At 74.9% G+C, this 8,255-nt stretch carries 8 protein-coding genes and 1 pseudogene; 6 read left to right on the top strand and 3 right to left on the bottom strand.

Translation table 11 applies throughout. The features are described 5' to 3' along the window. A pseudogene (locus GTW08_RS05110) lies at positions 1-532 on the top strand (hypothetical protein); the annotation flags it as partial. On the opposite strand, the gene GTW08_RS05105 reads toward GTW08_RS05110, so the two are convergent. Beyond that, the gene (locus tag GTW08_RS05105; RefSeq protein ID WP_073574497.1) at positions 533-1,495 is read right to left on the bottom strand and encodes a pseudouridine synthase; all 963 of its coding nucleotides are present in this window, start codon (positions 1,493-1,495) and stop codon (positions 533-535) included. 26 nt (positions 1,496-1,521) lie between these two features. On the opposite strand from GTW08_RS05105, the gene GTW08_RS05100 reads away from it, so the two are divergent. The 4 genes from GTW08_RS05100 to GTW08_RS05085 are packed head-to-tail and all read left to right on the top strand — an operon-like array spanning position 1,522 to position 5,860. Continuing rightward, positions 1,522-2,142, top strand: a complete 621-nt coding sequence (locus GTW08_RS05100; RefSeq protein WP_073574498.1) for a LysE family translocator — start codon at positions 1,522-1,524, stop codon at positions 2,140-2,142. Between the two features lie 60 nt (positions 2,143-2,202). Beyond that, positions 2,203-3,711, top strand: a complete 1,509-nt coding sequence (locus GTW08_RS31490; protein WP_237453549.1) for a GntP family permease — start codon at positions 2,203-2,205, stop codon at positions 3,709-3,711. 8 nt (positions 3,712-3,719) lie between these two features. Next, positions 3,720-4,937 carry a CaiB/BaiF CoA transferase family protein gene (locus GTW08_RS05090; RefSeq protein WP_073574499.1) on the top strand — a complete coding sequence of 406 codons (1,218 nt, stop codon included), beginning with the start codon at positions 3,720-3,722 and terminating at the stop codon, positions 4,935-4,937. Continuing rightward, complete coding sequence (locus tag GTW08_RS05085) at positions 4,934-5,860, top strand: hydroxymethylglutaryl-CoA lyase (protein ID WP_073574500.1); 927 nt, start codon at positions 4,934-4,936, stop codon at positions 5,858-5,860. Before GTW08_RS05090 ends, GTW08_RS05085 begins: the two co-directional genes overlap by 4 nt. Positions 5,861-5,908: 48 nt before the next feature. Here GTW08_RS05085 and GTW08_RS05080 read toward each other — a convergent pair whose 3' ends face one another. Then, entirely contained in the window at positions 5,909-6,643 is a 735-nt protein-coding gene (locus GTW08_RS05080; RefSeq protein WP_083658428.1) for a DUF6597 domain-containing transcriptional factor, read from the bottom strand. A 92-nt stretch (positions 6,644-6,735) separates the two neighbouring features. Between GTW08_RS05080 and GTW08_RS05075 the strand changes: the two genes are divergently transcribed. Next, entirely contained in the window at positions 6,736-7,302 is a 567-nt protein-coding gene (locus GTW08_RS05075; protein WP_073574501.1) for a TIGR03086 family metal-binding protein, read from the top strand. Positions 7,303-7,331: 29 nt separating this feature from the next. On the opposite strand, the gene GTW08_RS05070 is transcribed toward GTW08_RS05075, so the two are convergent. Further along, complete coding sequence (locus tag GTW08_RS05070) at positions 7,332-8,102, bottom strand: IclR family transcriptional regulator (protein WP_073574502.1); 771 nt, start codon at positions 8,100-8,102, stop codon at positions 7,332-7,334. Between the last annotated feature and the right edge of the window lie 153 nt (positions 8,103-8,255).

Genomic DNA, 8,255 nt, shown 5'->3' with positions numbered 1-8,255 from the left:
GCCCCCGCCGGTGGAGCTGTTCGGACCGTTCGACTCGGAGGTGCCGGTGCCCGTGGACGACGCGGACGACACGCCGATCTTCGCGGCGGTCGCCTCGGCCTGGTTCCGTGAGCCGGGATCGACCGAGACGACGGCGCTCCCGGTCACGCAGAACGACAACTGGCGCACCGCGGGCGACGCCGAGTTCGACGCCGCCCGGATCCGGGCCGACCGGGTCGTCGACCTGCCGACCACCGCGCAGGGCCTGCCGCAGCGGCTGCCCGGGCAGGCGATGGTGCCGCCGTCGTGGCGGGACACCCCGAACGGGCTCGCACCGACCGGGTCGCGGGAGCGCCAGCCCGACCGGGTGCGCAACCGGCTGGCCAGCTACCAGCGGGGTCTGCGCGAGGGCCGCCACCGCGCCGCGGAGGACCACGGCCCGCACGGACCGGCCGGTGGTGCGCTGAACGGCGCCGTCAACGGCGCGCCGGTGCCCGGCGGGCACCGCAACGGCCACCACCTCGACGACGGCGACGACCGCAGCGTCGGCTGATCACCACTCGTGCGGCGTCCCGGCGGCCCAGCCGTCCGGGTCGTCCCACGCCTGCAGGGTGCGGCCGCTGACGAAGCGCCGCCGCGCCCCGGTCACCGGGTCGTCGAACTCCAGGGCACGCGAGAGCAGCTGCAGCGGGCGGGTGAAGTCCTCCGGCGCCCGCCGGTGCAGCTCGGGGTAGACGTCGTCGCCGAGGATCGGCACGCCCAGCCCGTTCAGGTGCACCCGCAGCTGATGGGTCCGCCCGGTGCGCGGGGTCAGCCGGTACAGGGCCCTCTCGCCCCGCTGCCCGGCGAGCTCGACGCGGGTCTCGGCGTTCGGCTCGCCGTCCTCGGTGACGGCGGCGAACACCCCGGGGCGCTTCACGATCCGCGACACCTCGGTGCGCGGCAGCTCCAGGTCCGGGTCGAACCGGGCGAGCGCCTCGTAGGTCTTCGTGACCCGGCCGCGGGCGAACAACGTCTGGTAGGCGCCGCGCAGCTCGGGGCGCACCACCAGCAGCAGGACCCCCGCGGTGGCGCGGTCGAGCCGGTGCGCCGGGCTGAGCGCGGGCAGCCCCAGCTCATGGCGCAGCCGCACCAGCACGGTCTGGCGGACGTGGCTGCCCCGCGGGATCGTCGCGAGCAGGTGCGGCTTGTCGACGACGACCACGTCGTCGTCGGCGTACAGCACCGGCAGCCCGAACGGCACCGGCACCTCGTCGGGCTCGTCGCGGTAGAGCCACAGCGTCGTCGACGGCGTGTACGGCGTGGCCGGGGTGACCGGGCCGGCCGCGGTCACGATCTCCCCGGCGGCCAGCCGTACGTCGATCCGCTCCGCGACGTGCGGGAACCGGTCGACGAGGTGATCGCGCATCGTCGCCCACCCGCCGGTCGCCGGGGTGCGGACGCGGGCCGGCGCGAGGCCGTCGACCGTCGGGAGCGGGGACGCCTCCCGGGACGTGCGGCGCCGGCGGGATCTCACGGGGCAGCAGCCTACGATGGCCCCTCGTGAGCTGGACGTCCTACGGTGCCTACCTGTTGATCGTCGTCGGGCTGGTGCTGATGCCCGGCCCGGACACCTTCGTGATGCTGCGCGCCTCGCTGGTCGGCGGGCGCGCGGGCGGACTCTCGACGCTGGCCGGGGTGTTCACCGGCAACGCCCTGCAGGGCGGCGCCGCGGCGTTCGGGCTCGGTGTGCTCGTCGCGAGCTCGCACACCGCGTTCACCGTGATCCGCTGGGCCGGGGTGGTCTACCTCTGCGTGCTCGGGGTGCAGGCGCTGCGGGCCGCGCGTCGCGGCGACTACCCCGTGGTCCCCGACGGTGGTCCGCGGGTCCCGGCGCGGCGGTCGTTCCTGGTCGGTTTCGGTTCGAACATCACCAACCCGAAGGTGCTGGTCATGTACCTGTCGGTGCTGCCGCAGTTCCTCGTGCCCGGGGTGACGACCACCGCCGACGCGCTGCTGCTGGCGCTGTCGGTGGCGGTGCTCGGCGGCGTCTACGGGGTCGGCCTGGTCCTCGCCGTGCACCGGGCGCGGGCCTTCTTCACCCGGCGCCGCGTGCGACGCGCCGGTGACGTCGTCGCCGGGGTCGCGCTGATCGGGTTCGGCGGGGCGCTGGCCGCCGCCTGATCTGCGGGGTTGCCCGCATGGTGGGTCTGAGTTCATGATGTGGGTACGACATCGTCGTCGATGCCCAGGGGGATCATCGTGTCGGACACCGTCATCGTGGTGAACACGGCCGTCGCCGTGCTCGCCGTCGTCGTGTTGATCGTGAGGTTCCGGCTCAACCCGGTGATCTCCCTCGTGATCGGCGCCGTCTACCTGGGCCTGACCGCCGGCCTGGGGGTGACGGGGACGGTCGACGCGGTCACCGGCGGGTTCGGCGACATCCTGGCCGACGTCGGGCTGCTCATCGCCTTCGGTGTCCTGACCGGCGCGATGCTGCACCACGCGGGCGCCATCGAACGGCTGGTCTCCGCGCTGCTGACGGCCTGCGGCCCGCGCGGGATGCCCTACGCCACCGCCGTCACCGTCTCCACCGCACTCCAGTCGATCTTCGTCGACGTGTTGCTGGTCATCTCCGCACCGCTGGCCCGGCGGATCGCTCCGCGCATCGGGGACAAGGGGCTGCCGCGCATGGCGACCGCGCTCGCGATCGGCCTGGAGTGCGGGATCGTGTTCATGGTCCCCGGTGTCGGTGCGGTCGCACTCGCCGGTGTGCTCGGGGTGCCGCTGGGCCAGATGCTGATCCTGGGCCTGGTCGTCGTGGTGCCGACCGTGCTCATCGCGACCGGGATCATGTCCGTGCTGCTGCGCCGCGGCTGGTGGGACCCGGCCCGCGACGAGCAGGAGCCGGTCGCCGCGGGCGTGCCCGCCGGTGCGGAGGCCCACTCGCCGGACACCGACGCACCCGAGGCCGGGAGCGCCGGGGGACAGCCCACCGGTACCGGTTCCCCGGACGGCGGGGGCACGCACGGGGGAGACGGAGCCGGGCCCGGCGGGGGCGCGGTCCCGGCCGCCGTCGGTACCGCGGTGTCCGGCACCGCGCGTCGCGAGCTGCCGCTGGCCCTGCTGTTCGGGCCGCTGCTGGTGGGCCTGCTGCTCATCGCCGCGGGCGCCGTCCTCGACGCGGCCGGGATCACCCACCCCGTCATCGCGTTCCTGGGCGAGCCGGTGATCGCGCTGCTGCTCGCGCTGATCGGGACCACCGCCGTCATCGGGGTCGCCCACGGGCGCGGCATGGTCGAGTCCGCGGTCTCCGACGGGTTCCGTGAGAGCGGGCAGATCCTGATCCTCACCGGCGTGGGCGGCTCGCTCGCCACCACGATCTCCGACGCCGGGCTGGGCGAGATCCTCGGCAGCTTCTTCTCCGCCGGCACCGCTGCCCCGCTGCTGATGGTGTGGCTGATCGCCGCCGTACTGCACGTCGCGATCGGGTCGGTGACGATCTCGGCGATCACCGCGGCCGGGGTGCTCGCCCCGGTCGCCCCGGTGATCGGCCTGGCCCCGGTACTGATCGCGCTGGCCGCCGGTGCCGGGGCGCTGTTCGCCGTCCACGTCACCTCGAACACGTTCTGGCTGCTGCAGTCGCTGCTCGGACAGTCCGTGCGCGGGACGCTCAAGACCTGCTCGGTCGGGGTCTCCATCGCCTCCGTCGTCGCGATCCTGGTGATCCTGCCGCTGTCGCTCGTCGTCTAAGGAGAGTCGTGTCGCAACTTCCGCTGTCCGGGGTCCGGGTGCTCGAGCTCGGCAACTACATCGCCGCTCCCACCGCGGGACGCCTGCTCGCCGACTTCGGCGCCGAGGTGATCAAGGTCGAGCGCCCCGGTACCGGCGACGAGATCCGCAACTGGCGGCTCTACGCCGGGGACACCTCGATGCTGTACCGGACGCTGAACCGCAACAAGCGCTCCATCACCCTCGACATGCGCTCGGCCGCGGGGAAGCAGGCCGTGCTGGACCTGGCCGCCCGCTCCGACGTGGTGCTGGAGAACTTCCGGCCCGGCACACTGGAGAAGTGGGGGCTCGGCCCGGCCGAGCTCGACGCCGTCAACCCCGACGTCGTGCTCGTGCGGATCTCGGCGTTCGGGCAGACCGGGCCGCTGTCGTCGCGGCCGGGGTTCGCCGCCGTCGCCGAGGCGATGGGCGGGCTGCGCGCCCTCGTCGGGGAGGCCGACCGGCCGCCGTCGCGGACCGGGGTGTCGATCGGGGACTCGATCGCCGGGCTCTACGGCGCGTTCTCCGCGATGATGGGGCTCTACCAGCGCGAGAGCCGCACGGACCGGCCTGCGCTGGACCGGCGCTGCATGGACGTCGCGCTCAACGAGGCCGTGTTCTCGATGATGGAGTCCCTCGTCCCCGACCACCTCGCCTACGGCGTCGAGCGGCGCCGCGTCGGCGGGCGGATGGAGGGCATCGCCCCGTCCAACGCCTACGTCTGCGCGGACGGGGGCAGTGTCGTGATCGCCGGCAACGGCGACTCCATCTACGGCCGGTTCATGACCGTCATCGGCCGCGCGGACCTGGGCGGCGACCCGGAGCTGGCCTCCAACGCGGGCCGCTGGGCGCGCCGCGACGAGCTCGACGGCGCCATCGAGACCTGGACCCGCTCGCTGCCCCGCGACGAGGTCCTCGCGAAGCTGGAGGAGGCCGGCGTCCCGGCCGGGCCGATCCACTCCGCCGCCGACATCGTCGCCGACGAGCAGTTCCGCGCCCGCGACATGGTCCAGTACTTCGACGTCGACACCGGCGGCGCCGAACCCGCACGGGTCGGGTTCCCCGGCATCGTGCCGGTGCTCGACGGCCGGTCGGTCCCGGTCCGCTCCGTCGGGCCGGACCTGGGCGCCGACACCGCCGCCGTACTCGGCGGGCTGCTCGGGTACACCCCGGACACGATCCGGGCCGCATCGGGGGAGGACGCATGAGCACCGACGGGGTCGTCCTGCGGGACGTCACGCTGCGCGACGGGCTCCAGCTCACCGGCAAGCCGCTGCCCACCGACCGCAAGGTCGGGCTGGTCCGCGCGCTGCTCGGTGCGGGTGTACCGGAGCTGGAGATCGGGTCGCTGGCCCGCGGCGACCTGGTGCCGCCGCTGGCGGACACCCTCGACGTCGTCGCCGCGCTGACACCGGAGGAGCTGGAGCGCTGCTGGGTGTGGGTGGCGACGCCGCGGCACGTGCAGAAGGCGGTGGCCGCCGGGGCCCGCAACGTCCAGTACTGCTTCTCGGTGTCCGATGCGCACAACAACGCCAACATCGGCCGTGACACCGCCGTCTCCCTCGACGCGATGCCGCAGGCCGTCGAGTACGCGCGTGCCGCGGGCGGACGCATCCAGCTGTGCCTCGCGACGGCGTTCACCTGCCCGTTCGACGGGCCCGTCGACCCGGACCGGGTGGTCGAGATCGTCGCCGACCCGCGCACCGCGGGCTCCTGCGACGTCGTCGTCTGCGACACCCTCGGGCAGGCGAACCCCGCCGAGGTCGGGTCGCTGATCGGGCGCGTCGCGGCGGTCGCCGACGGCCGTCGCGTCGCCTTCCACGGCCACGACACCTGGGGCCAGGGCGTCGCGAACGCACTCGCCGCGGTGCAGAACGGTGCGACCGTCCTCGACGGCGCGCTGGGTGGACTGGGTGGCTGCCCGTTCGCGCCCGGGGCCAGCGGCAACACCGCCAGCGAGGACCTGCTGTTCGCGCTGCGCCCGGGCTGGCTGACCCCCGCGGTGCTGGCCGACCTCGTGACGTGGTCCGAGGACCTGCTGGCCGAGCTGGGGGAGCCCATGCGCTCGGCGACGGCGCGCGGTGTCCGCTCGAACGCCCAGGCCTTCCCGTGGACGGCGGGGCCACGCTGACACCCCGCTGCGCCCGTCCCCGTCCCCGTCCCCGTCCGGGACGGTCGGTCAGTACCGCATCGCGTAGGCCGTGGGGGGCTCACCGAACATCTCGGTGAAGTCCCGGGTGAGGTGGGCCTGGTCGGCGTAGCCGAGCTCGACGGCGACCTCGGCCCACCGGACCGGGCGCCCCGCCGCCATGAGCTCGGTCACCTCGTGCAGCCGGTAGCGGCGGATCACCCACTTCGGCCCGACGCCGACGTGCTCGTGGAACAGCCGCTGCAGGGAGCGGACGCTGGAGCCGGTGCCGTGGGCGAGCACATCCACCCGGACCACTGATCGGTCCTCGGCGATCGCGGCGACCAGGTCGCGCGCCTCGGCGGCGGCCCGGTCCGGGCCACCGGCCGGGAGCCTCCCGCGCAGGTATGCGGCGAGCCCGTCCACGTCGGCGGTGACCGGGCAGACGACCGGGTCCCGACGATCGGTCACACTCGCGACCGGCGCTCCCACCAGCGCCCGCGCGGTGCCCGCCCGGAGCGCTGCACCGACCACCCGGCCGGTTCCCTGCAGCTCGCGGTGGACGTACCGGGTGGCGGGCCCGGCCAGCACGGCGGCTCCGCCGGGCTGCACGGTCAGGTGCACCTGGGGATAGGGGACGACCTTCTGCCGGTAGGGCCGGTCGTAGTCCCACTCGACGACCCAGAACTGCTCGACGAACCCGGCCAGGTCGACCGGCGGTGCCACGGTGCGCGAGCGCTGGTGGCGGGCCCGCGCCCCGGGGAGCCTGCGGGGGTCATGGTCCACGGTGGTGAGTATGCCGCGGCCCGGGGCGTGGCCGGCGGGTCTGGCGCGTTCGTCCAAGACCCGGCACCGGCCCGGGCCCTAGCGTCCCGGCCATGCACCGTCACATCGCCGCCGCTGCGGCCGCACACCTCCCGCTGGTCGCGGCCGCGTCCCGTGTCCCCTCCTCCCGGCCGACGCCGTGCGCGGGCTGGGACCTGGCGGACCTGACCGGCCACCTGCTCCACTGGACACCCGTGCTCGCCGACGTGGGACGGCGCACCGGGACCGGACCGGCGACCGACCCCGACGCGACGGCACCGATGACCGGCGACTGGCCCGCCCGGCTCGACGCCGCCCGGGACGACCTGGTGACCGTGTGGTCGGACCCGGCGACCTGGGAGGGCGCGGTGACCATGGGTGAGCGGCTCCCGGCCGCCGTCATCGGCGGGATGGTGCTGGGTGAGCTCGTCGTGCACGGATGGGACCTCGGCCGCGCGGTGGGCGTCGAGCCGGTGTGGCCCGACGACGTCCTCGAGGCCACGCTGGCCGCTGTGTCGGCGATGGCCGAGCAGGGGCGGGGGATGGGTGTGTTCGCCCCGGCCGTCGTGACCGCGCCCGGCGCGACCACGATCGAGCGAATCGTGGCGACGACCGGCCGAGACCCCGCGACGCGGTGCTGAGCCGCAGGCGTGGTGGGCCGCGGCCGGGCTCACCCCGGAGGGCGGCCGCCGAGGGTCCGGGTCAGCCGGTCCGCGGCGCCTGCCAGCAGATCCACGCTCTTCTCACACTCCGACCGGCCGAACCGGAGCGTGGGGCCGCTGATCGTGAGCGCCGCGGTGACCTCGCCCGCGTGGTCGAAGACCGGTGCGGACAGCCCCGAGCCGCCGTCGTCGCGCTCGGCGACGGTGATCGCGAACCCGTCGCGGCGGGTGTCGTCCAGCAGCGCGCGCAGCGTCTCCGGGTCGGTCACGGTGTACTCGGTCAGCGACGGCAGCGGGCCGGCCAGCACCTCCGCGGCCAGCTCGGGGGCCCAGGCGAGCAGGACCCGGCCCGCCGAGCCGGTGTGCAGCGGGATGACCTTGCCGACGTGCATCTCCCGGCGCAGCGCGTGCCGGGTCTCGGCGACGGCGACGCACACCCGGTGCCGCCCCGCCTCGGCCCGGAACAGCGACGCGGTCTCCCCGGTGGTGTCGCGCAGCTCACGCAGCAGCGGCCCGGCCAGCTCCAGCAGGTCCACCCCGCGGGCTGCGGCCCCGGCCCAGTAGGCCATCCGGATCCCGATCCGGACCCGGTCCCCGACCCGGTCCAGCAGCCCCTCGGCGACCATGTTGGACACCAGCCGCTGCACCGTCGAGGTCGGGATGCCGGTCGCCTGCTGGATCTCGCCCAGCCCGAGCACGGGGCGCTGCAGGGTGAACGCGTCCAGGATGTCGGTGATCTTGCCGAGGACCAGGAGCCGCTTCGGGCCCTCGCTGGTCATCCCGTGACCCGGTCCAGGAAGGCCCCCGCCGCCTCGCGGTAGCGCTCCCAGGCCGCCGGTGCCGGGTCGGCCTCGTAGCGTGCCGGATCGGCGCCGGCGCTCCACGACGGCGGCGTCGCGCCGCCGTGCAGCGCCCACGCGGCCTGGCGGGCG

Source organism: Pseudonocardia sp. SID8383, from assembly GCF_009864975.1.
GTDB lineage: Bacteria > Actinomycetota > Actinomycetes > Mycobacteriales > Pseudonocardiaceae > Pseudonocardia > Pseudonocardia alni.
This window is presented reverse-complemented; position numbering and strand designations above follow the sequence as displayed.

Excerpts from the sequence above, each read along its gene's own strand:
- GTW08_RS05085 (WP_073574500.1), top strand. The coding sequence starts at position 4,934 with ATGAGCACCGACGGGGTCGTCCTGCGGGACGTCACGCTGCGCGACGGG.
- GTW08_RS31490 (WP_237453549.1), top strand. The coding sequence starts at position 2,203 with ATGCCCAGGGGGATCATCGTGTCGGACACCGTCATCGTGGTGAACACG.
- GTW08_RS05075 (WP_073574501.1), top strand. The coding sequence starts at position 6,736 with ATGCACCGTCACATCGCCGCCGCTGCGGCCGCACACCTCCCGCTGGTC.
- GTW08_RS05070 (WP_073574502.1), bottom strand. The coding sequence starts at position 8,102 with ATGACCAGCGAGGGCCCGAAGCGGCTCCTGGTCCTCGGCAAGATCACC.